Genomic DNA, 24,607 nt, shown 5'->3' with positions numbered 1-24,607 from the left:
GACAATCGAGCCCGAACACGTTCGGGCTCGATTGTCGCTTTAAGCGAAGACGTGCGGCCAGAGGGCGACGGCGAGCGGGTAGCCGACGAACGAGACGATGTCGATGACGACGTGGGCGACCACCAGCGGCATCACGCGGCCCCAGCGGGTGTAGCACCATCCGAACACGACGCCCATGATCGCGTTGCCCACGAACGGGCCGAACCCCTGATAGAGGTGGTAGCTGCCGCGCAGCAGGGCGGCGGAGACGATGATGGTCCACTTCCCCCAGCTGAGCTGGCGCAGCCGGGTGAAGAGGTAGCCGACGATGATGACCTCCTCCTGCAGCCCCGCGCGCAGTGCGGCGAACACCAGGATCGGGATGGTCCACCAGTGCGTGTCGAGCGGGGACGCCTGCACCTGCACGGTCATCCCCACCAGCCGCCCGAGCGCGTAGAACAGGATGCCGGGCACGCCGATCGCGAGGAACAGCAGCATCCCGCCGCCCAGGTCGGGCAGCGGGCGCGTGAGGTCGAAGCCGATCCGCCGGAATCCGCTGCGCTCGCGCTGCCAGAGCAGGAAGATCACCAGCGCGACGGCGAACAGCGGGAACAGGTTGCCGAGGAACTGATAGGTGAAGTCCAGCCACTCCCTGGTGCTCTGCGACGGGTTCACCTGCGCCGTCTGGTCGGCCAGCGGTGTCGTGTCCGTCGTCCGGGCGATGATCTCGACGATCGAGTAGACCGCCGACGCTCCCAGCGAGAGGCCGAGGACGATCGCGATCTCCCACCAGAGCCGCGGGCGCTGCGCGCGTTCGAGCGGAATCTCGGCGGACCAGGGTGTTTCACGGCTCATAGAGGCATCTTGCCAGGTCTCGCGCATCCACCTCTGGATGCGGTTTGTCCACTCCAAACGGGTGGATGCGCTCGATTCATTGCGCGACACACGCGAATTCAGCCGTTTTTGTGTGCATCGTGCAATTTTCCGCCAACCGAGTTACCACTGTGTAACGTTTTGCCGCCCCGTTTTGCATTCAAACCGTGCGATACCTAGGGTCATTCTTATCCAGCGCGGTCCGGACGCACTCGCATGTCCGCGGCCGTCGCACACTTCGCACAGGAGGAACATTGCACATCAAGGGAAGAAAGGTCAGGTACGCGGTCAGCGCGGTCGCCATTGCCGGCGTCGCAGCGCTCGCACTGTCTGCCTGCACCACGACCGGCAGCACCGGCGGGTCCAGCGCGGCGAAGGGCGGCACCGTGACGGTCGCCGTCGTGAACGACTTCACGTCGTTCAACTCGCAGACCCCGCAGGGCAACCTGGACACCAACGGCCAGGTCGGCTACCTCAACGGCTCGTACGGAACCGGGTTCCAGTACATCGACAACAACTACAAGATCGTCCACGACGACAAGTTCGGCAAGTTCGAGAAGACCTCGGACGACCCGCTGACGGTCAAGTACACGCTGAACAAGGACGACAAGTGGTCGGATGGCCAGCCCGTCACCGCTGACGACATGGTCCTCGCTTGGGCGATCGCCTCCGGATACTACGACTCGGCGACCACCGACGACCAGGGCGCCGTCACCAAGGGAACGCAGTACTTCTCGATCGCCGGCTCGACCGCCGGTCTCGACACCACCGGCTTCCCGACCGTCGGCGACAACAACACGTCGATCACCCTGAAGTACGGCACCCCCTACGTGGACTGGGAGCTCGTCAACCCGATCGCGCAGCCCGCGCACATCGTCGCCAAGAAGGCCGGCCTCTCCTCGGCCGCCGACCTGACGAAGCTGCTCAAGGGTCTGCCCAAGGGCGACAAGGACAACCCCGCCGCTCCGGACGCCACGCTCAAGAAGGCTGCTGACTTCGTCAACACCGGCTACGACGTGACCGCGTTCCCGACCGACAAGGACCTCCTGGTCTCCTCCGGCCCGTTCGTGGTGTCCAGCTGGACCCCCGGACAGTCGCTGACGATGACGAAGAACAAGTACTACGCGGGCGGCCTCAAGCCGAACGTGGACAAGGTCGTCTTCCGCATCATCCCCGACGCGAACGCCCAGGTCACCGCTCTCCAGAACGGTGAGGTCGACATCATCAACCCGCAGGCCTCCGCCGACACGATCACCGCGCTGAAGAACACCAGCGCCAAGGTCCTCACCGGTGCCCAGGCCTCGTACGACCACCTCGACCTGAACTTCGGCTCGCCGACGTTCGCGGACGCCAAGGTGCGCGAAGCGTTCCTGAAGACCATCCCGCGTCAGCAGATCCTCGACTCGATCGTCACCCCGGTCGACTCGAAGGCGAAGGTCCTCAACTCGCAGATCTTCCTGCCCAACCAGGAACAGTACGCGGACACCGTGAAGATGAACGGTTCTGACAAGTTCGACAAGGTCGACATCGACGGCGCCAAGGCGCTCCTCGCCGGTGCCACCCCGACCGTCCGGATCCTCTACAACACGAACAACCCGAACCGCGTCGACGAGTTCCAGGCCATCTCGGCCTCGGCCTCCAAGGCTGGCTTCAAGGTTGTCGACGCCGGTTCGCCCGACTGGAGCAAGCTCCTCCCGGGTGGCGACTACGACGCCTCGCTCTTCGGCTGGATCAGCCCTGGTGCAGGCACCACGCAGCTCCCGCAGCTGTTCACCACCAACGGTGGCGGTAACTACAACCGTTACTCGGCGGCGAACGACCTCGCGGTGAAGTCGCAGATCACGCTCGACAAGGACGAGCTCACCAAGATCGAGCAGCAGATCGACGCCAAGACGTTCGCTGACGGCTACGGCCTGCCGCTCTTCCAGCTGCCCGGTGTCTTCGGCGCGACGTCCCGTGTGGACGGCGTCAAGTTCAACGGCGGACAGTCTGGTCCGTTCTGGAACTTCTGGGAGTGGTCGGTCAAGTCGTCCACCGCGAAGTAACAGCTCCAACAGTGAGAGTGCCCGGGTGAACCCCGGGCACTCTCCTGCCGCGGGGCGTCGGCGGTTTCGTCGACGCCCCGTATCATGTAGTCGGTGGACGAGACCCGTTCATCCATTCCGAAACGCGTCGACGCGGGCCGAGTGCCCGCCACCCCCGAGTTGGCGCGCACTGTCAGTGAGGTTTTCAACCTATGGCGAGTTTCATCCTGAGACGCCTCCTCGTCTCGGTGCTCATCATCATCGCCGCATCGTTCCTGATGTACATGCTGGTCGCGTATAGCGCCGACCCGCTTGCAGACCTGCGGAGCAGCAATTCCCCCAACAAGACCCAGTTGATCAACGCCAGGATCCAGCTCCTGCAACTGGATGTGCCCCCGCCGTTGCGCTGGGTGCTCTGGCTGGGAGGTGCGGCCAAGTGCCTCATCCCGTTCGCCAACTCCTGTGACCTGGGCTCCACGATCTCGAACGCGAAGGTCGTCGACATCCTGCCGCAGGCCCTCGGGGCGACGGTCCAGCTGGTCACCGTCGCACTGATCCTCGCGATCCTGCTCGGTGTCACCATCGGTATCGTCACCGCCCTCCGCCAGTACAGCGGACTCGACAATGTCGTCACGTTCCTCAGCTTCTTCCTGTACTCGCTCCCGGCGTTCCTCGTGGCCGTGCTCCTCAAGGAGTTCGTCGCGATCGGCTTCAACAACTTCCTCGCGCATCCGACGATCCAATGGTGGGTCGCCGCGTTGATCGGGGTGGTCGCCGGTCTGATCTGGCAGTCGCTGATTGGCGGTGACATGAGGCGGCGTGCCACCACGTTCCTCATCTCCGGCGTCGCGACTGCCGGTGTCCTGCTGCTCATGTCCGCGACGAACTGGTTCCTGGCCCCCGGCCTCGGCCCGGTGGTCATGATCATCCTGACCGCTGCCGTCGTGCTGGGAACGACCGCGCTGGTCTCCGGACTGCAGAACCGCAGGGCGCTGCTCACCGCGGGGATCACCGGCGCGATCACGATCGTCTGCTACTTCGCGCTGCAGCCGCTATTCGACATCTCGTCGGTCGCGACCATCATCATCCTGATCGTCGTCGCCATCCTGGTGAGCCTCGCCATCGGCTACTTCGTCGGCGGGTACGACCGCGGTCAGAACATGCGTGTCGGCGTCATCGTCACGATCGTCTCCGGCGCCCTGGTGCTGCTCGACCGCTTCATGCAGGCGTGGCCGCAGTACTTCCAGGACACCAACGGCCGCCCGATCGCGACCGTCGGCTCGTCGACGCCGGGACTCGACGGCGACATCTGGGTGACGGGACTCGACACGTTCACCCACCTGGCGCTGCCGACCGTCGCGCTGCTGCTCATCTCGTTCGCCTCGTACACCAGGTACTCCCGGGCCGGGATGCTCGAAGTCCTCAACCAGGACTTCATCCGCACCGCGCGGGCGAAGGGTCTGCCGGAGCGCACCGTCGTCGTCCGTCACGCCTTCCGCAACATGCTCATCCCGATCACCACCCTGATCGCGTTCGACGTGGGCGCCCTCCTCGGTGGCGCCATCATCACGGAGCACGTCTTCGCCATCCCCGGCATGGGTTCGCTGTTCAACCTGGGCCTCCAGCGTGGTGACCTCAACCCCGTGATGGCGTACTTCGTGGTGATCGCCGCGATGGCCATTCTGTTCAACTTCCTCGCGGACCTCGCGTATGCCGCACTCGACCCGAGAGTGAGGGTCCGATAATGTCCAGCACCGAACCCATGATCGCCGATGAGCTGCAGGCCCCGACCGCACCCCCGGTCAGCCAGGGCAGACTCATCTGGAAGCGGTTCCTGTCCAACAAGATCGCCATCGTCAGCGCGATCCTGTTCATCCTGATCCTGCTGTTCTCGATCTCCGCGATCGGCATCGGCCCGATCCACGGCTGGTGGAAGTACGACTTCAAGGAGCTGAACGACCAGGTCAAGCAGGGCGTCCCCACCGCGGAGCACCCGTTCGGCCAGGACCGCATCGGCAAGGACTACTTCGCCCTCGTGATGCGCGGCATCCAGAACTCGGTGCTGGTGATGGTCATCATCGGCGCGATCGCCAGCATCGTCGGCGTCGTCGTCGGAGCCATCGCCGGCTACTTCCGCGGCGTGGTCGATGCCATCCTGATGCGCATCACCGACGTGTTCATCGTCATCCCGGCCCTCGTCGTCGGCTCCGTCGTCGGTCACTGGACCGGCGGCCTCGGCGCCCCGACCCTGGCCCTGATGCTCGGGTTCTTCTCCTGGATGGGCATCGCGCGTCTGGTGCGCGGCGAGTTCCTCTCGCTGCGCGAGCGCGAGTTCGTGGAGGCTGCGCGCGTCGCAGGCGCCTCGGACATGCGCATCATCTTCAAGCACATCCTGCCGAACGCCATCGGCGTCGTCATCGTGTCCTCGACGCTGATCATGGCCGCGGCCATCCTCCTCGAGACCGCCTTGTCCTACCTCGGCTACGGCATCCGTCCGCCGGACGCGTCGCTCGGCCTCCTGATCAGCTCGAACCAGTCGGCGTTCCAGACGCGACCGTGGCTGTTCTGGTGGCCCGGTGCGTTCATCGTGACGCTCGCGCTGCTCGTCAACTTCGTCGGCGACGGCCTGCGGGATGCGTTCGACCCCCGCCACCGCCGGTTCAACCTGCGCAAGATGCGCGAGGAGGAGCCGGAGCCCGGTGAGGGAGACGGCGGAAGCAGGAAGACCGGAGCCGCCATCGCGGAGGACGTGCTGTGACCAGCGCCGTCCTCGCCCTGCCCCTCGCCGCCGTGACCTCCTGGGCCGTGTCCCTCGGGTCAGGCGAGGAGCAGGGCGGCGACCGTGCCGGCGAGCAGGAGCACCAGGGCCGCAAGGCTCACCAGGTGCCAGCGCACCGTCACGGGCGTCTGGTCGGCGATTCCCGCCTCCAGCGCTCCGCTGTCGCGCAGCTGCGTCCAGCGGCGGCGCACCACCTCGGCGGCCGCGCCGGACGGGGTGGACAGCAGGTCGCCCGGGCGGCGCACACTGTCTTCGACGCTCGGCCGTCCGACGCGTCCCTTGGTCTCGCTGCGGGTCGCCCGCAGGGTCCTGGACGTCCCGGGAGCCGGAAGCGACCAGACGGCGTACTTGTGGCCGGGCGTGTAGAGCGTCAGTGCGTACTTCGTGTCGACGTTGATGAGCGCCTCCCACGGGATCTCGACGGTGCCGGTCACGTTGACCACCGTCAGGCCGCGGGTATCGACCACGAACAGCGGACGCCACAGCGTGACCCACGCCAGCAGGGCGATGAAGACGCACGGAACGATGTACAGCAGGCGCCGATCGTGGATGCTCACCAGCAGTCCGACGCTCAGCGCGGCGCACGCCGCCCAGATCAGGGCGGCAACGACCCGGTTGAACCGGGAGACGAACACCTCGCGTTCGTCGGCGGAGGTGTGAGGCATGTGACCATGCTCTCATTCCTTCCGTCGGCGGACGGCGACCGGAGACGCCGGGCGATCCCCGGCGCTCGCGAAAGGAACATCAACTCATGACCGACAACACCAACGGTCAGGCCGGCGTCGTGACCGACGCCCCCGTTCTGCAGGTCACCGACCTCTCGGTGGACTTCGGCGTCGACAACGTCTGGGTGCCGGCGGCCAAGAAGCTCAACTACTCGATCAAGGCCGGCGAAGTGCTGGCGATCGTCGGCGAGTCCGGCTCGGGCAAGAGCGCGAGCTCGATGGCGATCCTCGACCTCCTGCCGCAGAACTCGCGCGTGCGCGGCAGCATCAAGCTCGACGGCCGCGAGCTCACCGGGCTCTCCCCGCAGCAGATGCGGCGCGTGCGCGGACGCCAGGTGTCCGTGATCTTCCAGGAGCCGATGACGGCGCTGAACCCCGTGTACACGGTGGGCTTCCAGATCGTCGAGACCCTGCGCATCCACTTCGGGATGTCGCCGCACGAGGCGAAGGAGCGCGCCCTCGAGCTGCTCGACATGGTCGAGCTGCCCGACCCGGTGAAGGCGTTCAACTCCTACCCGCACCAGCTCTCCGGCGGTCAGCGGCAGCGCGCCATGATCGCGCAGTCGATCTCCTGCGACCCGAAGCTGCTCATCGCGGACGAGCCGACCACGGCCCTCGACGTCACGGTGCAGGCTGAGATCCTGGAGCTGCTGCGTTCGCTGCGCGACCGCCTCGACAGCGCCATCCTGCTGATCACGCACGACATGGGCGTCGTCGCCGACCTGGCGGACAACATCGTCGTGATGCGCAAGGGCGACATCGTCGAGTCCGGCACCGTCGCCGACGTGTTCGCCGCCCCGCAGCACCCGTACACGATCGCGCTGCTGGATGCGGTCCCGCACCTCGGTCAGCGCGACGACGACGCGATCGACACCACGGCAGCCCTCGCGGCTGGCACGGAGAACCCGGACGCCGAGTACGCCGAGCGCATCCGCACCAACGAGCGCATCGCCGCCGAGGAGCACGCCAAGTCCGAGATGGACAAGCGCGCGGTGGTCGTCGACTTCCAGAACGTGGCGATCGAGTACCCGAAGCACGGACGCGTTCCCGCGTTCCGCGCGGCGAGCGACATCAGCCTGCAGATCCACGAGGGAGAGGTCGTCGGACTGGTGGGGGAGTCCGGCTCGGGCAAGACCACCCTCGGCCGTGCGGCGATCGGCCTGCTGCCCATCCACTCCGGGAAGCTCGTGGTGGCAGGACAGGACATCAGCGACGCGAACCGCGACGAGATCCGCAAACTGCACCGCAACGTCGGCATCGTGTTCCAGGACCCGTCGTCGTCGCTGAACCCGCGCCTGCAGATCGCCGACTCGATCGGTGAGCCGCTGCGCCTGGCGAAGGGCCTCAAGGGCCAGGACCTGGCGAAGGAGGTCGACCGCCTGCTCGACAGCGTCGAGCTGCCGCGCGCGTACCGCAGCCGCTTCCCGCACGAGCTCTCCGGCGGTCAGAAGCAGCGCGTCGGCATCGCCCGCGCGCTGTCGCTGAAGCCCCAGGTGCTCATCGCAGACGAGCCGACCTCCGCGCTCGACGTGTCCGTGCAGGCACGCGTGCTCGACCTGATGCAGAACCTGCAGCGCGAGATGAACTTCGCCTGCCTCTTCATCACCCACGACCTCGCCGTCATCGACGTGCTCGCCGACCGCATCGCGGTGATGCACCACGGAAACCTGGTCGAGGTCGGCACCCGCAACGAGATCCTCCGCTACCCGAAGGAGGCGTACACGCAGCGCCTCCTCGCCGCGGTGCCGCTGCCGGACCCCGAGCAGCAGCGCGCCCGCCGCACGCTGCGGCTGGAACTGCTGGCCGCCGGCTCCGACGAGGGCGTCGTGCCCTCCGTCACCCTGCCGGAGGCGGAGCCGCCCGTCGCGCAGGGGCTGTAGCCCGCGCACGTCGCACCAGCACACAGAGGAGGGCCCGGCGCGGGATGCGTCGGGCCCTTCGCCATTCCCCTGATAGAATGGACCGTTCCCCACTTATCCTTCTGACGAGAGTCGAGTCTGCACGCATGTCCGAGAACGCCGTCGCCCACCGCGATGATCTGCGCAATGTCGCAATCGTCGCCCACGTCGACCACGGCAAGACCACGCTGGTCGACGCCATGCTCCGGCAGACGAATTCGTTCGGCGACCACGAACACGTCGAAGAGCGTGCCATGGACTCCAACGAGCTCGAGCGCGAGAAGGGCATCACGATCCTCGCCAAGAACACGGCGATCTCGTACAAGGGCAAGCACGCCACGAACGGCCCCATCACGATCAACGTGATCGACACCCCCGGCCACGCCGACTTCGGTGGCGAGGTCGAGCGCGGCCTGTCGATGGTCGACGGCGTCGTCCTGCTCGTCGACGCGTCGGAGGGTCCGCTTCCGCAGACCCGCTTCGTGCTGCGCAAGGCGCTCGAGGCCAAGCTTCCCGTCATCCTCGCTGTCAACAAGACCGACCGCGGCGACGCCCGCATCGAGGAGGTCGTGAGCGAGAGCCAGGACCTGCTGCTCGGTCTCGCCAGCGACCTCGCCGACGACGTTCCCGACCTCGACCTGGATGCGATCCTCGACGTTCCCGTCGTCTACGCCTCCGGCCGCGCAGGCGCCGCGAGCCGCAACCAGCCCGCCAACGGCGAGCTGCCCGACAATGACGACCTGGAGCCGCTGTTCGAGGCGATCCTCGAGCACATCCCGGCCCCCACCTACGACCCGAGCGCACCGCTGCAGGCGCACGTCACCAACCTCGACGCCTCGCCGTTCCTCGGTCGTCTCGCGCTGCTGCGCATCTTCAACGGCACCCTGAAGAAGGGCCAGACGGTCGCCTGGGTCCGTCACGACGGCGACGTGCACAACGTGCGCGTGACCGAGCTGATGATCACCAAGGCACTCGACCGCTACCCGGCCGAGAGCGCGGGCCCCGGCGACATCGTCGCCGTCGCCGGTTTCGCCGACATCATGATCGGCGACACGCTGGCGGACCCGGAGGACATCCGTGCCCTCCCGGCCATCCACGTCGACGAGCCCGCCATCTCGATGACCATCGGCACCAACACCTCGCCGCTCGTCGGCAAGGTCAAGGGCCACAAGCTGACCGCTCGCATGGTCAAGGACCGCCTCGACCGCGAACTGGTCGGCAACGTCTCGCTCCGCGTGCTCGACATCGGGCGCCCGGATGCGTGGGAGGTCCAGGGCCGTGGAGAGCTCGCGCTCGCCATCCTGGTCGAGCAGATGCGTCGCGAAGGCTACGAGCTCACCGTCGGCAAGCCCCAGGTGGTCACCAAGCGCGTCGACGGCAAGCTGCAGGAGCCGTTCGAGCACCTGACCATCGACGCGCCGGAGGAGTACCTCGGCGCCATCACGCAGCTCCTCGCCGCCCGCAAGGGCCGCATGGAGAACATGTCGAACCACGGCACCGGCTGGGTCCGCATGGAGTTCATCGTCCCGTCGCGCGGCCTCATCGGCTTCCGCACGGAGTTCCTCACCACCACGCGCGGCACCGGCATCGCCAACGCCATCGCGCACGGATACGACGACTGGGCCGGCCAGATCATCACCCGCAGCAACGGCTCCATCGTGGCCGACCGCTCCGGTGTGGTCACGCCGTTCGCCATCATCGCCCTGCAGGAGCGCATGACGTTCTTCGTGAACCCGACCGAAGAGGTCTACGAGGGCATGGTCATCGGTGAGAACTCGCGTGCAGACGACATGGACGTGAACATCACCAAGGAGAAGAAGCTGACCAACATGCGTCAGTCCACGGCAGACAACTTCGAGTCGATGACGCCGTCGCGTCAGCTGACGCTCGAGGAGTGCCTGGAGTTCGCCCGCGAGGACGAGTGCGTCGAGGTCACCCCGGAGGCCGTGCGCATCCGCAAGGTCGAGCTCGACTCGAACGCCCGCGCCCGTGCGACCTCCCGCCTCAAGAAGCAGGACCAGAACGCCTAACCAGCGTCCCGGCGCCATCGAGCCGGGAGTTGTGTACGCGATGCGCCGAGCGCAGCGTACATAACTCCCGGCTCGATTGTTTGGGGGGCGGGTCAGGCGAAGAGGGACGCGCCGACGTAGGAGCCGGAGGCGGCGCCGCCCGGCACGGCGAAGATGCCGGAGCCGACGTGCTTCAGGTATTCGTTCATCGCGTCGTTCTTGGCCAGCTGTGACTGGATCGGGATGAACTGCTTACGGGGGTCGCGCTGGAACGCGATGAAGAACAGCCCGGCATTCAGGCGGCCGAGCTCGTCGTTGCCGTCCACGAAGTTGTAGCCGCGCCGCAGCAGCTGCGCGCCGCCGTTGGTCGACGGATGCGCGAGGCGCACGTGCGAGTCCGGGTCGATCTTGGTGCCGCCGGTGGGGGAGACCGCCAGGAAGTTCGGCTCGCTGAACTCCGTGCCGCCCGACAGCGGTGCTCCCTCGCCCTTGTCGCGGCCGATGATGCGCTCCTGCTCGCCGAGCTGCTGCCTGTCCCAGGTCTCGATGACCATGCGGATCTTGCGCGCCACCAGGTACGAACCTCCACGCATCCACTCTGCGCCGTCGTCCGAGGCCGCCCACACCTGGTCGTCGACCACCGTGGTGTCCTCCGACTTGATGTTGGCCGTGCCGTCTTTGAACCCGAACAGGTTGCGCGGCGTGGTCTGGCTCTTCGACGTGGACGACGTGCGCCCGAAGCCGAGCTGCGACCACCGGATGGATGCGCGCCCGAACGCGATCCTCGACAGGTTGCGGATGGCGTGCACCGCCACCTGCGGGTCGTCGCTGCACGCCTGGACGCACAGGTCGCCGCCGACGAGCGCGTCTTGCAGGGCGTCGCCGGGGAAATGCGGGAGGTCGACCAGGGCGGCAGGGCGACGGGATGCGATGCCGAAGCGGTCGCGCCCGTCCTCCGTCTCGAACAGGGTCGGGCCGAACCCGAAGGTGAGGGTGAGCCCGCCGGCCGGCAGGTCGAGGGCCTCTCCCGTGTCGTCCGGTGGCGCATCCATCGGCCCGCTGGCCGGTCCGTACTTGCCGGCCGGGCGGCCCTGCGTCATGCGTGCAGCAGCGGTGGTCCAGTCCTGCAGCAGCTCGATCAGCCCGGCGCGGTCGAGGTCGCCGGCGATGTCGAACGTGGCGAAGTGCAGCCTGTCCTGCGCGGGCGTGGTGATCCCGGCCTGGTGCTCTCCGTAGAAGGGATACGTGGCCGACGCGTCGGTGGATGCGCCGAGCAGCGCCCTGTCCACGGCGATGCCCGCGCCGACACCGACGACGCCGGCGCCGACCGCCGCACCGGCGAGCCCGAGCAGCCCGCGGCGGGAGAGGCCGGGCCGACCGGCCTCCTCCGCTGCAGGCACGTTCTCGCCCGTGGTCTCCGAAGTCACCCCGCGACCCTACTTGACGATGATCGAGGTGAGCTGGCTGAGCGGCTCACTGAGCGCGTTGACCTCGTCGGACAGCTCCTTGACCTGGGAGGTGCTCAGGTCGGTGTAGCTGACGAACCCGTCGCCGGACTTGTACTGGCCGAGCAGTTTCGTGATCGCCGCGAACTCGGTGTCGAGCTTCGCGACCACCTGCTTGCCGGTGGAGCCCTTGCCCTCCGCGATGTCGCGGACGATGCCGTATGCGACCTGCGCGCCCTCGACGTTGGCCTGGAAGTCCCACAGGTCGGTGTGCGAGAAGGTCTCCTCCTCGCCGGTGATCTTGCTGCGCGAGACCTCCTCCATCAGGCCGATGGCGCCGTTGGAGATCTGGTCGATGGTGAGGCTGAAGTTCTTCGCGTAGACGAGGTCGTAGAGCTTCTGCGTGTCGGCGACGAGCTGGTCGCCGAGGACCTTCCTTCCCGCCGCGTCGGACGGGGTGAAGCCTGCGGGAGCCCAGAGGTCCTTCTCGATCCGGTGCCAGCCGGTCCAGCTCTGACCCGCTTCGAGGTCCGCCTCGCGGAGGTCGATGGCCGGGTCGATGTCGCCGAACTGCTCGGCGGTCGGCTCGATGCGCTCGTAGAACGCGCGGGCGGCGGGGTACTGGGCCTTGGCCGTCGCGTCGTCTCCGGCCTCGTACGCCTTCGCGAACGCCTGCGTTGCCGTGAGCAGCTGGCCGCTCTGGTCCTTGACGTACGAGATGTAGTTGGTGACGGCCTGCGAGACCTGCTTGCTGTCACTGGCGGAGACGTTCGCCTTCTCGCCCTTGGTGACGGTGAACTTCGCGTAGGAGGTCGGGCTGCCGACCATGCCCTTCTTGCAGGCGGTGAAGTAGTCGCCCTCGGCGAGCTGGACCACGTAGTTGACCGTGGTGCCCGGTCCGACGTTCTCCTTCTCGCCAGCGATCCGCAGCTTGTCCTCCGCGAGCACCTCGAACTCGTTCACGTCGCTGCCGGTGTTGGTCACCTGGAAGGTGACGGCGCCGCTCGGCGCTGTGGCGGTGGAGACCGTGCACTTCTCGTCGTTCAGGGTGACGCTGATCGCCTCGGCATCTGCGGCCGCCTTGTTCGGCACGCAGCCGGTCAGGGCGATGGCGATGGTGGCGGCGCCGATGGTTCCGGCGAGGATGCCGATGGAGCGGGATCGTGGCATGGCTGTGCTTTCTCGTTCGCGGGGAGACGTCGGTGCGACGCTGTTCAGGATGCGGTGGTGCTGGAAAGGGTGGAGGCCGGGGACGTCTCCTCGGGGGCACGCTTCACCGGCGTGGCCGACGCGCGATGCTGCCGCAGGTAGAACGCGGAGACGATCACGACGTATGCGACCCAGCCGAACACCTGCAGCCAGGTGGGCGACGGGTTGAAGTTGACGATGCCGGTGAGGAGGGTGCCGTACCAGCTGGACGACGGGATGATGCCGCTGATGTCGTACGCGTGCACCCCGGCGCCGGGAAGGACGGCTGCTTCCTGCAGGTCGCCGATGCCGTATGCGAGCACGCCGCCCGCGACCAGGATGAGGAACGCGCCCGTCCAGGTGAAGAAGGTGCCGAGGTTGATCTTGACCATGCCGCGGTAGAGCAGGAAGCCGAGCACGGCGGCCGTGAGGATGCCGAGCAGCGCCCCGACGGCCGGTTCCCAGCCGCCGCCGACGCTGGCGACGGTCGCCCAGACGAACAGGGCCGTCTCGATGCCCTCGCGTCCGACGCTGAGCATCGCGAGCAGGATCACGCCCCAGCCGGCGCCGACCAGGGCGGAATCGAGCTTGGAGTGCAGGGTCGACTTCATGCTGCGGGCCGTCTTGCCCATCCAGAAGATCATCCAGGTCACGAACGCGACGGCGACGAGGGAGAGGGTGCCGCCCAGGATCTCCTGCGCCTGGAAGCTGAGACCGTACGGCCCCCAGGTGAGCAGCGCGCCGAGCCCGAGCGGGACGACGACGGCGATCCCGACGCCGACCCAGAGCTTGGACAGCACGTCGCGGCGCCCGATCTTCACCACGTACGCGATCAGGATCCCGACGACGAGAGAGGCTTCGAGACCTTCGCGGAGGCCGATCAGATAGTTCGCGAACACAGAGGACTTTCGGGGGAGAGGATGGGGGATTGGTAAGGCTAACCTTACCTACTCCGACTCTAGACATCCGCACCCAGCATGTCCAGCTAGGATTCGAGAATGCTCAGCCGGATCGCCAACTACGTGCTGCTCTTCCTCGTGGGAGCCGTGGTCGGCGCGGTCGGAACGGTGGCGCACCAGGCCACCGTCACCTGGGGCGTGCCCATCCCGCTCGGGCTGATCGGCTCGCTCGCCGCGTACACCGCGCTGCTGGTGGGGCTGCGGCTGCTCGGGCGCAACCGCATCCCGACCCTGGTGACCGCCGTCGGCGCGATCCTGGCCATCCTGCTGTTCTCGCAGAAGAGCGCGGGCGGTTCGGTGCTCATCCCGAACAACCTGCTCGGACAGCTCTGGCTCGCCGGTCCGATCGTGATTGCCGCCATCGTGCTCGCGTGGCCGGACCTGTCGAAGTCGCGGCGCCCGGCGGTCGCTCCTGCCGGAACAAGCACGGGCGGAAACGGCCTAAGCTAGACGAGTACAACTCGCGAAGGGAAATACTGCACTGTGACCTACGTCATCGCCCTCCCCTGCGTCGACGTGAAAGACCGGGCCTGTATCGACGAATGCCCTGTCGATTGCATCTACGAGGGCGAACGGTCGCTCTACATCCACCCCGATGAGTGCGTCGACTGCGGCGCCTGCGAGCCGGTCTGCCCCGTCGAGGCGATCTACTACGAAGACGACCTGCCCGAGCAGTGGGCCGACTATTACAAGGCGAACGTCGAGTTCTTCGACGACATCGGCTCCCCGGGTGGAGCAGCCAAGGTCGGCGTCATCGCCAAGGACCACCCGGTCATCGCGGCCCTGCCCCCGCAGGCCCACTGAGCCGCGGCTCGCACCGATGGCTCTCGCCGAACTCCCCGACTACCCCTGGGACCAGATGGCGCCGTTCGCCGCCCGCGCCAGGGAGCACGCCGACGGCATCGTCGACCTCTCCATCGGCTCCCCGGTGGATGCGACCCCCGACCTGATCCGCCGCTCCCTCGCCGAGGCGACCGACGCGCACGCGTACCCGCAGACGGTCGGCACCCCGGCCCTGCGCGAGGCGATCGTCTCCTGGTTCGCGCGGCGCAGAGGCGTCACCGGCCTGACGGTCGACAATGTGCTCCCCACGATCGGCTCCAAGGAGCTGGTCGCGTTCCTGCCGTTCATGCTCGGCCTGGGGGAGGGCGACGCTGTCGTGCATCCACAGGCCGCGTACCCCACATACGCGATCGGGGCCGCTCTGGCCGGTGCCGAGGCCGTCGCCTGCGACGACCCTGCGCTGTGGCCGGAGAACACCCGGCTGGTCTGGCTGAACAGCCCGGGCAACCCGGATGGCCGCGTGCTGTCCGTCGACGAGCTGCGAGCCGCTGTCGAGCGGGCCAGGGAGCTGGGCGCATACGTCGCGAGCGACGAGTGCTACGCCGAGCTCGGCTGGGATGCTCCGTGGGACGAGACGCCCATCCCGAGCGTCCTCGACCGCCGGGTGATCGGCGACTCGCGCCACAACGTGATCGCCGTGTACTCGCTGAGCAAGCAGTCGAACCTCGCCGGCTACCGCGCCGCGTTCGTCGCGGGATGCGCGACCGTGATCGGCAGGCTGCTGACCGTGCGCAAGCACGCAGGACTCATGCTGCCCGCCCCGCTGCAGGCGGCGATGGTCACCGCGCTCGGCGACGACGAGCACGTCTCCGTGCAGCGCGAGCGCTACCGTGCGCGGCGCGACCTGTTGCGGCCAGCGCTCGAAGCCGCAGGCTTCCGCATCGACAGGAGCGAGGCCGGCCTCTACCTCTGGGCGACGGAGGGACGGGACGCGTGGGACAGCATCCAGCGCCTGGCCGACCTGGGCATCCTGGCCGGTCCCGGTGTCTTCTACGGCGACGGCTCTCCCCAGCACGTGCGGCTGTCGCTGACGGCGACGGACGAGCGGATCGCTGCGGCGGCGTCCCGCCTGCGGGCCGTTGGAGACAGTCTCTAACAGGATCAGCCCCCTTTTGCACGATGCGACAGTTGTCGCCGTCGTTCGTTAGGCTGTATCCGCACGACTTTTGCAGCGCTGCCACGATCGGCGCGCGAACTCATCCCATATCCCTGGAGGCGTTGTGAGCGGACTCGGCACCGAGAAGGCAGAGGCGGAGCGAACTGCACCCGCCCGGACCGAGGCGGCGACCGCTTCGCTGAGCTACCCGGGTGGCACGGCTGAATTCCCCATCCTGCCGAGCGTCGCCGGTGCGTCGAGCATCGACTTCTCGACGCTCACCAAGCAGACGGGGCTCACCAGCCTCGACTACGGCTTCGTGAACACGTCGGCCACGCGCTCGGCGATCACGTACATCGACGGCGACGCCGGCATCCTGCGCTACCGCGGGTACCCGATCGAGCAGGTCGCCAAGAACTCGACCTTCCTCGAGGTGGCCTGGCTGCTCATCTACGGCGAGCTTCCCAGCCAGAGCGAGCTCGCGGAGTTCGACGAGAAGATCCGTCGCCACACGCTGCTGCACGAGGACCTGCGCCGGTTCTTCTCGGCTCTGCCGCACGACGCGCACCCGATGTCCGTCCTGTCGAGCGCCGTCTCCGCGCTGTCGACGTTCTACCAGGATTCGCTCAGCGTGCACGATCCGGAGCAGATCGAGCTGTCCACCATCCGCCTGCTGGCCAAGCTGCCGGTGATCGCTGCGTACGCGCACAAGAAGAGTCTTGGTCAGGCGTTCCTCTACCCGGACAACTCGCTGAGCTTCGTCGACAACTTCCTGCGCCTCAACTTCGGCACGCTGGCCGAGCCGTACGAGGTCAACCCCGTCGTGTCCAAGGCGCTGGAGCGTCTGCTCATCCTGCACGAGGACCACGAGCAGAACGCGTCCACCTCGACGGTCCGCCTGGTCGGTTCGACGCAGGCCAACCTGTTCGCCTCGGTGTCCGCCGGGATCAACGCGCTGTACGGCCCGCTGCACGGCGGAGCCAACGAGGCCGTCCTCGACATGCTCGCGGGCATCCGCGACTCCGGCGAGAGCGTTCAGAAGTTCGTCGAGCGCGTGAAGAACAAAGAAGAGGGCGTGAAGCTGATGGGCTTCGGGCACCGCGTCTACAAGAACTTCGACCCGCGCGCCCGCCTGGTCAAGGAGTCCGCCGACGAGGTGCTGGCCGCCCTCGGCGTCCACGACCCGCTGCTCGACATCGCGAAGGAACTGGAAGAGGTCGCCCTGGCCGACCAGTACTTCATCGACCGCAAGCTCTACCCGAACGTGGACTTCTACACGGGCGTCATCTACAAGGCGATGGGCTTCCCCACCCGGATGTTCACCGTCCTGTTCGCGATGGGCCGCCTGCCGGGCTGGATCGCCCACTGGCGCGAGATGAACAGCGACCCGGCGACCAAGATCGGCCGCCCGCAGCAGCTGTACACGGGCTCCGCCGAGCGCGCCTGGCCCACAGGCCGCTAACTCTCGCGGCTCGCTCTCTTCGGCGCGCGCGTCAGCGCGTCGCGGGGCGGAGCGTGAGGGTGGTGTCCGCCGCGGCGGAGACCGCAGCGCGACTGAACGGCCACGGCCTGGTCTGGTTGTGCTGCCAGAGCGGAGTCTGGTCGGTGTAGTGCGGGCTGAACGCGTGCCCGGATGCGCCGGTGAGGTTGATCCAGGTGCTCTTGTCGAAGTCGCTCAGGTCGATCACCTGACGCATCGACGGCACCCAGTCCACCTGGTAGCCGACGGAGGCGTCCCAGCCCACCGCATCCACCACGCTCGAACTGCCGCCGACCGGGTACGGCCCCCGGTTGAACAGCCACTCGATCGGGGCGATCCCGGATTCGCCGAAGCTCGCGTTCGTCAGCTCGATGGTGTGGATGCTGTCCCAGCGCCACCGGGTCTGGTCGCTGCCCATCAGTCGCCCGGCCTCCGTCCACGCCTTCTCCGCGACGATCTCGAACATCGAGTCCCTGCTGCTCGTGCCGAGTTTCTTGTCGACCCACCAGGACGAGTCCTCGGCCTTCACCAGGTTCTGCACCACCGCGAACCACCGGTCGCCGCCCACCGGAGGGGCGGAGGCGGGGAGCTTGCGCCCGAACGCATCCTGCAGCAGGGTGCGCCAGAACACGTTGAAGTACGCCGCCGCCGGGCTGTCCGCGTCGTCGTGGAAGTTCCAGCCGGCCAGCAGCTGGGCCGCGCGGTACGCCCCGGACGACGGGTCGGCCTTGTCGCCGATGGCCCGGATGATCGGCACCAGGGTCGCGGCGTTCGCGTCGTACTTGTCGGCCTGGATGGCCGCGGAGTCCGCCGCGGTGATCTTCGTGCCCGCCGCAATCAGGGCGTCGAGCCGCACCTGGATCTGGTTGGCCCGGTAACCGTACTCCCAGTCCTTGGTGATGAGGTGCGGAAAGTCCGGCCCGACGGCGGCGTTGTTCGCGGTGACGATGACGCCGCTCGGCGGGTTGTAGACCGACGGGAGGTCGTCGTACGGGATGGTGCCTGTCCAGCCGTACGCGCTGGTCCAGCCGGGGACGGGCACGGTGCCGTCTCCGGATGCGCGGATCGGCACGCTGCCGGGCGCCTGGTAGCCGATGTTGCCGTCCACGTCGGCGTAAATGAGGTTCTGCGACGGAACCTGGAAGTTCGCGGCGGCCGCGCGGAAGCTGGTCCAGTCCGTCGCCGTGTCGAATGCGAAGATCGCGCCGGCGGTCGGCCCGGGAGTGAGCGCCGACCATTGCAGCGACAGCTGGAACTTCTGGGCGGGGACACCGAGCTTGCCCGCCTGGTCTTTCGCGATGATCCCGAACCCGTCGGTGAGGTCGGTGACGATCGGGCCGTGACGGGTGGATCGCACGGTGAGGTGCACGTCCTTCCCTCCGGCCACCCGGATCGTTTCCTTCCTGATAGTCAGGGGGACCTGCTGGCCGTCGTACTCGTATGTGTTCCCGGTGACCTTCTCCTCGTAGAGGTCGGCGACGTCCGGACCGAGGTTGGTGAAGCCCCAGGCGATGCGGTTGTTGTGCCCGATCACGACACCGGGCAGGCCGGAGAAGCTGAACCCGGCGACGTCGAACGGGCACTCCGGCCCGACGGTGCGGCAGTGCAGGCCGATCTGATACCAGACGGACGGCATGGTCGCGCCGAGATGCGGATCGTTCGCGAGCAGCGGCTTGCCGCTCGCGGTGTGCGCGCCGGAGACGACCCACGAGTTCGATCCGATGTCGCTCCCGGCCGGACCGAGCAGCGTGGGGAGGGACTCGAGGCTCGACGCGAGCTGGGTGAGCGCCGGCGCGTAGGCGGACGTGGTCGCCGTGGAGGCCGAGGTGGTGGGTGTGGCCGCCGCGCTGTCGCCCGCCGCACCGTCGCTCGCTGTGCCGTCGCTCGCGTCGGCCGCCGCATCCGATGTCGTCCGCTCCGGGTGCCCATTGCCCTCCGCGGTGATCGTCGGGTGGGTGGAGTACGGGTATCCCGGGTGCAGCTGCGCGATCTGCTGCGCGCTCAGCTTCGTGGACAGGAGCGCCCTGTCGATCTCGTCTTCGAGGTTGGAGCGGAGGTCCCACGCCATCGCCTTCAGCCACGCCACCGAGTCCGCGGGCGTCCACTTCTCCGGCGTGTAGCCCGGGTTCTGCAGGCCGAGCACCGCGTATTCGAGCGACAGCTCGGCGCCCGAGTGCCTGGCGAGGTAGGCGTTCACCCCGTCCGCGTAGTCCTGGTAGTAGCGCAGCTGCGTCTTGTCGAGCAGCTTCACCTCCTGCTCGGCGACCGTGCGCCAGCCGAGCGTGCGGATGAACGAGTCCGTCGGCACCTGGCTGGCCCCGAACATCTCGGCCAGCCGGCCGGAGGTGACGTGGCGGCGGAAGTCCATCTCCCAGAACCGGTCCTGCGCGTGCACGTAGCCCTGCGCGCGGAACAGGTCGTCGGCCGTCGACGCCTCGATCTGGGGGATGCCCGCGTCGTCCCGCGTGACCGTGACCGACGAGGACAGCCCGGGCACGTCGATCATCCCCGAGGTCTGCGGGAACGACCGGACGACCGTCCAGATCCCGAGCCCGCCCGCGATGACCACCAGCACCAGCAGCACGGCGACGACGATGCCGATGACCCGCAGAACACGGTGGTGCCGTCGTAGTCGGGGTGTGTCGTCGCCCACGCGCCAGTCCTTCCGGTGGATGGTGTCCTGCGACTGTAACGCATAGGGGTGACGCCCAGAATGCCGCCACCGGCGTCCGTCAGTGTGCGTTCAGCCCCGCCCAGGCCATCCGCTCCAGCACCGGCCGCACCGTCGCCGCATCCACGCTGGTGCCGCCGACGCGGGCCGTGTGCGGGGTGGAGTTGATCAGACCGAACGCGGCCTGCACGCGCATCCGGAGCTCGTCGGGGGAGAGGGAGGGGTGCAGGCGGCCGAGCACGCGCATCCAGAGCTCGATGTAGCGGCGTTGCAGGCGGCGCACGGCGCGGCGCTCCTCCCCTGGAAGGGAGTCGAGGTCGCGGTCCTGCACGCGGATGGTGTCCGGTTCCGTCACGGCGAAGTCGACGTGGAAGACGATGAGGGCGCGCAGGGCGCTCGCCGGGTCGTCTGCTGCGTCTTCGACGCGGGTGCCTCCGTCGAGCAGGCGCTCGCTGACGCCAACGAGCAGCGCGGCGAGCACGGCCTGCTTGGACGCGAAGTGCCGGTACACCGCCGGTCCGCTGACTCCGGCGGCCGAGCCGAGGTCTTCGATGGAGACCCCGTTGAAGCCGCGTTCGGAGAAGAGGGTGGCCGCCGCGTCGAGCAGGGCGGCGCGCCGGTCGGCCTTGGCCTGGCTGCGCTGGGTGGGCCGGCCCGTGTCCTGCGCGGTGCCTGCGAGTTCCGTCATGGTCTGCTTCCGGGTGCTGGACTTTTGAGTTAATGAACACTAACCTAAATCCGAGTTAGTGACCACTAACCGAATGTCGACGACGACGAAGAGCGAGAAGCCGACGATGCCAACGCTGACCAGCGCCACACGCGCAACGGATGCCGGATACGAGCAGAACGAGGCCGCCCAGCGCGCCCTGGTGACCGAACTCCGCCAGCGCCTCGCCACCGCGGCGGCCGGGGGACCGGAGCGCTCCAGGGAACGGCACATCGCGCGCGGCAAGCTCCTGCCGCGCGAGCGCATCGACGCACTCCTCGACGACGGAAGCCCGTTCCTCGAGATCGCCCCGCTCGCCGCCACCGGGATGTACGACGACGAGTCGCCGGCGGCGGGAGTCATCGCCGGGATCGGCCTGGTGCACGGCCGCCACGTGCTCGTCATCTCCAACGACGCCACCGTCAAGGGCGGCACCTACTACCCGATGACGGTCAAAAAGCACCTCAGGGCGCAGGAGATCGCGCTCGAGAACAGACTGCCGTGCATCTACCTCGTCGACTCCGGCGGCGCATACCTGCCGATGCAGGATGAGGTGTTCCCCGACCGCGACCACTTCGGCCGCATCTTCTACAACCAGGCCAGGCTGTCCGCCGCCAAGGTGCCGCAGATCGCCGCCGTGCTCGGCTCGTGCACCGCCGGCGGAGCGTACGTGCCTGCGATGAGCGACGAGACCGTGATCGTGCGCAACCAGGGCACCATCTTCCTCGGCGGCCCGCCGCTGGTGAAGGCGGCGATCGGCGAGGTCGTCACGGCGGAGGAGCTGGGCGGCGGCGACCTGCACGCCAAGACCTCCGGCGTCGTCGACCACCTCGCCGAGAACGACAGGCACGCCCTGCAGATCGTGCGGGACATCGTCGCCACCCTGCCGGAGCCGGCGAGCCCGGCGTGGGACGTGCATCCGTCCGTCGATCCCGTCGCCGACCCCGCCGAGCTGTACGGGGTGGTCCCCACCGACGTGCAGGCGCCGTACGACGTGCGCGAGGTCATCTCCCGCATCGTCGATGGCAGCGAGCTGCACGAGTTCAAGAAGGAGTACGGCACGACGCTGGTCACCGGGTTCGCGCGCATCCACGGGCATCCGGTGGGCATCGTCGCGAACAACGGGGTGCTGTTCAGCGAGTCGGCGCTGAAGGGCGCGCACTTCATCGAGCTGTGCGACCAGCGCGGCATCCCGCTGCTGTTCCTCCAGAACATCTCCGGCTTCATGGTCGGCCGGGACTACGAGGCGGGCGGCATCGCGAAGAACGGCGCCAAGATGGTCACCGCCGTCGCCACCGCGCGCGTCCCGAAGCTCACCGTCGCGATCGGCGGCTCCTTCGGCGCAGGCAACTACTCGATGTGCGGGCGGGCGTACTCCCCGCGCTTCCTCTGGATGTGGCCCGCCGCGCGCATCTCGGTGATGGGCGGTGCGCAGGCGTCGTCCGTGCTGGCGACGGTCAAGCGCGAACAGCTGGAGGGACGCGGCGAGGAGTGGTCGGCGGAGGCGGAGGCCGAGTTCAAGGCTCCGATCGCCGACCAGTACGAGCAGCAGGGCAGCCCGTACTACTCCACCGCCCGCCTCTGGGACGACGGCGTGATCGACCCGGCGGACACCCGCACGATCCTCGGCCTCGCCCTCGACGTCTGCTCCCGCACCCCGCTCCCCGACACGGCCTTCGGCCTCTTCCGGATGTGATCGCCGTGGCCTCCCACTCCACCAGCACTCCCTCAGCGACCGCCGCGCCCTTCGGCACCGTGCTCGTCGCCAATCGCGGCGAGATCGCCTGCCGCGTCATCCGCACCCTGCGCCGCCTGGGCATCCGGTCGGTGGCCGTCTTCAGCGACGCCGACCGGGATGCGCCCCACGTCGCCCTCGCGGACGTCGCCGTCCGCATCGGGCCGGCGCCGGCCGCCCAGAGCTATCTCGACATCGCCGCGATCGTGACCGCCGCGCGGGCCACCGGGGCGCAGGCCGTGCACCCGGGATACGGCTTCCTCTCCGAGAACGCCGACTTCGCCGCCGCCTGCGAGGCGGAGGGCATCGTCTTCGTCGGCCCCGGCGTGCACGCTCTCGACGTGATGGGCGACAAGATCGCCGCGAAACGGGAGGTCGAGGCCCACGGCGTGCCGACCATCCCGGGCATCGCGCGCCCCGGCCTGACCGACGATGAGCTGATCGCGGCGGCGGACGAGATCGGCTTCCCGGTGCTCGTGAAGCCGTCGGCGGGCGGCGGCGGCAAGGGGATGCAGTCGGTGCGGAACGCGGCAGACCTGCCGGAGGCGCTCGCCGCGGCCCGGCGCGTTGCTGCCGCGGCGTTCGGCGACGACACGCTGTTCCTCGAGCGGCTGGTCGACATGCCCCGCCACATCGAGGTGCAGGTGCTCGCCGACCGGCACGGCACCGTCGTGCACCTCGGCGAGCGCGAGTGCTCGCTGCAGCGACGCCACCAGAAGGTGATCGAGGAGGCTCCGTCCCCGCTGCTCGACGCGGCCACCAGGGCGCGCATCGGCGAGGCGGCCTGCGCCGTCGCCGCCAGCGTCGACTACGTGGGGGCCGGCACCGTCGAGTTCCTGGTGTCCGACGCCGCCCCGGACGAGTTCTTCTTCATGGAGATGAACACCCGGCTGCAGGTGGAGCATCCGGTGACCGAGCTGGTGACCGGGCTCGACCTGGTGGAGTGGCAGTTGCGCATCGCCGCCGGCGAACCCCTCGGCTTCGCCCAGCAGGATGTGCGCCTGTCCGGCCACGCCATCGAGGCCCGGGTCTACGCGGAGAACCCGGAGCGCGGCTTCCTGCCGAGCGACGGCAGCGTGCTCGCCCTGCACGAGGCATCCGGCGACGGCGTTCGGGTGGACAGCGGCCTGGCCGCCGGGCTGCCCATCGTCACCGAGTACGACCCGATGCTCGCCAAGGTGATCGCCTGGGGCGCAGACCGCCGGGAGGCGCTTGCACGCCTCGACAGAGCCCTGGCAGACACCGCCATCCTCGGCGCCGTCACGAACGTGCGCTGGCTGCGCGACCTGCTCGCCGACGACGACGTGCGCGCCGGGCGCCTCGACACCACCATCATCGACCGGCGCTTCTCCGAGCAGGCGCCGACGGAGGCGAGCGAGCCCGAGCTGATCGCGGCGGCGCTGATCGCGCACCTCGACCGCATCGAGCGGGCGGAAGGTGCTGGCGCTACGGCCGCTGGCGCGGCGGGCGGCCTGTGGGCCACCCCATCCGGATGGCGGCTCGGCGAGCACCGGCCGACCCCGTACGACCTCGGAACGGCCACCGTGAACGTCACCGGCGACGCCGCGGCCCTCGACACCGCGACGGCGACGGTGACCGTGGATGCGCGCGACAGCGGGCAGGACGGCGCGCGGTCCTCCGCCACCCGCACGGGCGGGTTGCGTCTGCTGCCCCCCGCGTCGTCCGGTCAGCCTGCCACGGCGCTCCTGACCCTCGATGGCACGGTGACGGCGTTCCGCTACGCCAGGGACGGTGCAGCCATCTGGCTGGGCGCCGGGGGAGCGGCCAGGCAGCTGCGGCTGGTCGGCCGTGAGGAGCGGATCGCGCGCGACCTCGCCGGGCTCGCCCGGGTGGCCGGCGTCGCCGACCCCGAGCTGCGCACGCCGATGCCGGGAACGGTCGTCGCGGTCGCCGTCGCGAGCGGGGACCACGTCGAGGCGGGCGACACGGTGGTCACCGTGGAGGCGATGAAGATGGAGCACCGTCTGGTGGCTCCGCTCGCCGGGACGGTGCACGTTCGGGTCGCGCCGGGCGACCTCGTGAAGCTCGACCAGCTCGTCGCGAGCGTGGACGTAGACCCCACCCCATCCACCGCGCCGGCCGCGCCCACCGGCGGGCCGCGCGCATCCACAGGGCCGACACCATCGGCCACCACCCCGTGACCGTCGCACGACGACGATCCACCAGGAGACAGGGA

The 24,607-nt window shown here is 68.5% G+C and carries 18 protein-coding genes; 11 read left to right on the top strand and 7 right to left on the bottom strand.

Going from position 1 to position 24,607, the window contains the following annotated elements; genetic code table 11:
* Positions 1–39 precede the first annotated feature (39 nt).
* Entirely contained in the window at positions 40–834 is a 795-nt protein-coding gene (locus tag HF024_RS12240) for a CPBP family intramembrane glutamic endopeptidase (RefSeq protein ID WP_168689713.1), read from the bottom strand.
* A gap of 272 nt (positions 835–1,106) precedes the next feature.
* Here HF024_RS12240 and HF024_RS12235 point away from each other — a divergent pair, with 272 nt between their 5' ends.
* The 3 genes from HF024_RS12235 to HF024_RS12225 all read left to right on the top strand — a co-directional run bounded on the left by HF024_RS12235 (position 1,107) and on the right by HF024_RS12225 (position 5,634).
* Entirely contained in the window at positions 1,107–2,897 is a 1,791-nt protein-coding gene (locus HF024_RS12235; protein WP_085370466.1) for an ABC transporter family substrate-binding protein, read from the top strand.
* A gap of 191 nt (positions 2,898–3,088) precedes the next feature.
* Complete coding sequence (locus tag HF024_RS12230; RefSeq protein ID WP_085370465.1) at positions 3,089–4,621, top strand: ABC transporter permease; 1,533 nt, start codon at positions 3,089–3,091, stop codon at positions 4,619–4,621.
* The gene (locus tag HF024_RS12225; protein WP_168689712.1) at positions 4,621–5,634 is read left to right on the top strand and encodes an ABC transporter permease; all 1,014 of its coding nucleotides are present in this window, start codon (positions 4,621–4,623) and stop codon (positions 5,632–5,634) included. The genes HF024_RS12230 and HF024_RS12225 overlap by 1 nt, the downstream gene beginning before the upstream one ends.
* A gap of 59 nt (positions 5,635–5,693) precedes the next feature.
* On the opposite strand, the gene HF024_RS12220 is transcribed toward HF024_RS12225, so the two are convergent.
* Positions 5,694–6,320, bottom strand: coding sequence for a PH domain-containing protein (locus HF024_RS12220; protein ID WP_085370461.1), 627 nt, complete (start codon positions 6,318–6,320; stop codon positions 5,694–5,696).
* 86 nt (positions 6,321–6,406) lie between these two features.
* Here HF024_RS12220 and HF024_RS12215 point away from each other — a divergent pair, with 86 nt between their 5' ends.
* Together HF024_RS12215 and typA are read left to right on the top strand one after the other, a co-directional pair.
* Positions 6,407–8,260 (top strand): ABC transporter ATP-binding protein, encoded by a 1,854-nt coding sequence (locus HF024_RS12215; protein ID WP_085370460.1) that lies wholly within the window; start codon positions 6,407–6,409, stop codon positions 8,258–8,260.
* A gap of 125 nt (positions 8,261–8,385) precedes the next feature.
* Positions 8,386–10,308: a translational GTPase TypA gene (typA, locus tag HF024_RS12210; protein ID WP_085370458.1), complete on the top strand. Its 1,923-nt coding sequence runs from the start codon at positions 8,386–8,388 to the stop codon at positions 10,306–10,308.
* Positions 10,309–10,400: 92 nt separating this feature from the next.
* Here the strand turns inward: typA and efeB are convergent, their stop codons facing one another.
* Genes efeB through efeU form a run of 3 tightly spaced genes read right to left on the bottom strand, consistent with a single transcriptional unit; the run spans position 10,401 to position 13,819 of the window.
* Positions 10,401–11,714, bottom strand: coding sequence for an iron uptake transporter deferrochelatase/peroxidase subunit (efeB, locus tag HF024_RS12205; RefSeq protein ID WP_168689711.1), 1,314 nt, complete (start codon positions 11,712–11,714; stop codon positions 10,401–10,403).
* Between the two features lie 9 nt (positions 11,715–11,723).
* Positions 11,724–12,902, bottom strand: coding sequence for an iron uptake system protein EfeO (efeO, locus tag HF024_RS12200; RefSeq protein WP_085370455.1), 1,179 nt, complete (start codon positions 12,900–12,902; stop codon positions 11,724–11,726).
* Between the two features lie 44 nt (positions 12,903–12,946).
* Positions 12,947–13,819: an iron uptake transporter permease EfeU gene (gene efeU, locus HF024_RS12195; protein WP_085370453.1), complete on the bottom strand. Its 873-nt coding sequence runs from the start codon at positions 13,817–13,819 to the stop codon at positions 12,947–12,949.
* 99 nt (positions 13,820–13,918) lie between these two features.
* Between efeU and HF024_RS12190 the strand changes: the two genes are divergently transcribed.
* From HF024_RS12190 to HF024_RS12175, 4 genes are all read left to right on the top strand, one after another.
* Entirely contained in the window at positions 13,919–14,329 is a 411-nt protein-coding gene (locus HF024_RS12190; RefSeq protein WP_085370451.1) for a DUF6113 family protein, read from the top strand.
* Between the two features lie 33 nt (positions 14,330–14,362).
* Positions 14,363–14,683: a ferredoxin gene (gene fdxA / locus HF024_RS12185; protein WP_055895722.1), complete on the top strand. Its 321-nt coding sequence runs from the start codon at positions 14,363–14,365 to the stop codon at positions 14,681–14,683.
* A gap of 16 nt (positions 14,684–14,699) precedes the next feature.
* Positions 14,700–15,818 (top strand): succinyldiaminopimelate transaminase, encoded by a 1,119-nt coding sequence (gene dapC, locus HF024_RS12180; protein WP_085370449.1) that lies wholly within the window; start codon positions 14,700–14,702, stop codon positions 15,816–15,818.
* A 199-nt stretch (positions 15,819–16,017) separates the two neighbouring features.
* Positions 16,018–17,280 carry a citrate synthase gene (locus tag HF024_RS12175; protein WP_143465969.1) on the top strand — a complete coding sequence of 421 codons (1,263 nt, stop codon included), beginning with the start codon at positions 16,018–16,020 and terminating at the stop codon, positions 17,278–17,280.
* Positions 17,281–17,311: 31 nt separating this feature from the next.
* Here HF024_RS12175 and HF024_RS12170 read toward each other — a convergent pair whose 3' ends face one another.
* Together HF024_RS12170 and HF024_RS12165 are read right to left on the bottom strand one after the other, a co-directional pair.
* Entirely contained in the window at positions 17,312–19,951 is a 2,640-nt protein-coding gene (locus tag HF024_RS12170; protein ID WP_168689710.1) for a penicillin acylase family protein, read from the bottom strand.
* Positions 19,952–20,030: 79 nt separating this feature from the next.
* The gene (locus HF024_RS12165; RefSeq protein WP_085370444.1) at positions 20,031–20,657 is read right to left on the bottom strand and encodes a TetR/AcrR family transcriptional regulator; all 627 of its coding nucleotides are present in this window, start codon (positions 20,655–20,657) and stop codon (positions 20,031–20,033) included.
* Positions 20,658–20,763: 106 nt separating this feature from the next.
* On the opposite strand from HF024_RS12165, the gene HF024_RS12160 reads away from it, so the two are divergent.
* Together HF024_RS12160 and HF024_RS12155 are read left to right on the top strand one after the other, a co-directional pair.
* The gene (locus HF024_RS12160) at positions 20,764–22,371 is read left to right on the top strand and encodes a carboxyl transferase domain-containing protein (protein ID WP_168689709.1); all 1,608 of its coding nucleotides are present in this window, start codon (positions 20,764–20,766) and stop codon (positions 22,369–22,371) included.
* A gap of 5 nt (positions 22,372–22,376) precedes the next feature.
* On the top strand, positions 22,377–24,572 hold the full coding sequence (locus HF024_RS12155; RefSeq protein ID WP_168689708.1) for a biotin carboxylase N-terminal domain-containing protein: 2,196 nt from the start codon (positions 22,377–22,379) through the stop codon (positions 24,570–24,572).
* Positions 24,573–24,607 lie beyond the last annotated feature (35 nt).

The organism is Leifsonia sp. PS1209 (genome assembly GCF_012317045.1).
In the GTDB taxonomy this organism is placed as follows: Bacteria; Actinomycetota; Actinomycetes; order Actinomycetales; family Microbacteriaceae; genus Leifsonia.
The sequence above is the reverse complement of the archived record's forward strand: the minus strand, read 5'-3'. Positions and strand labels throughout refer to the sequence as shown.